A 316-nucleotide genomic window follows, 5' to 3' on the forward strand; every position below is an offset into this window, starting at 1 on the left:
ACGTCGCGCACATGCGCGACACCCATCCGGACCGCGAGCCGATGACCTACGAGGAATTCTTCCGCGAGCGTCAGAACGCGCGGTACGGGTCCGGGGCAGGGAAGTGTTGCTGAACCGGGCCGGCGCAGCCGGCCGGTAGCGGTCCGTCGACGGATCCGAAAGCGCCGCGAAGCGATTCGCGGCACGACACCCGTGCAGCGCTTACTCCCCGAGCTTCGCCGTCACGCACCCGGTGCTCGAGCATTCGCGCTCGCGTTCGCGCAGGAACGACAGGCGCGATTGCGTCGCGTCGATCGCGCACTGGAGGTTCACGAGG

1 protein-coding gene is annotated in these 316 nt (G+C 68.7%); it reads left to right on the top strand.

The window, feature by feature from the left end:
- Window positions 1-113, top strand: a 113-nt coding sequence (locus SB816_RS30640) for a YbdD/YjiX family protein (RefSeq protein WP_410548069.1), incomplete at its 5' end; no start/stop codon positions are given.
- Window positions 114-316: the final 203 nt, after the last annotated feature.

The organism is Achromobacter sp. SIMBA_011 (assembly GCF_046535435.1).
In the GTDB taxonomy this organism is placed as follows: Bacteria; Pseudomonadota; Gammaproteobacteria; order Burkholderiales; family Burkholderiaceae_B; genus Achromobacter; species Achromobacter dolens.